At 45.2% G+C, this 336-nt stretch carries 1 protein-coding gene; it reads left to right on the top strand.

Translation table 11 applies throughout. The features are described 5' to 3' along the window. Positions 1–169: 169 nt before the first annotated feature. The coding region (locus D0T50_RS13470) for a DUF6804 family protein (RefSeq protein WP_370520916.1) at positions 170–336 on the top strand (167 nt) is incomplete at its 3' end.

The raw sequence follows: 336 nt of genomic DNA, 5'->3' as shown, positions 1-336 counted from the left end.
CGGTATATTGCGTTGTGCATACCTCACCCGAAACCATATAGAAACAATTCACGGCGCAACCGACTTACTTGCCGCAAGCCACCCTGAGGGGGTGGTTGACCAGAGGTGAAACTCCCTCCACTCCTTCGTACAAAGATACTACCTTGGCTGAAGTGGCGTACGAACCTTGGTGCACAATACCGTAACTCTCGTTTGGGTAGCTTTAGCCGTACTGTTTCAGCCATTTATAAAATTACCATTAGGTAGAGAGCTATGGAATGGGAAAAAGAATCCTTATCTCTATACGGTTATTGCCGAATTGTATGATAATGGTAAACTTATAGATCGTGTGTCGCA

This window comes from Bacteroides sp. 214 (assembly GCF_010501015.1).
Taxonomy (GTDB): Bacteria; Bacteroidota; Bacteroidia; order Bacteroidales; family Bacteroidaceae; genus Bacteroides.
Note: the sequence above shows the minus strand (reverse complement) of the source record. Positions and strands in the feature narration are given on the sequence as shown.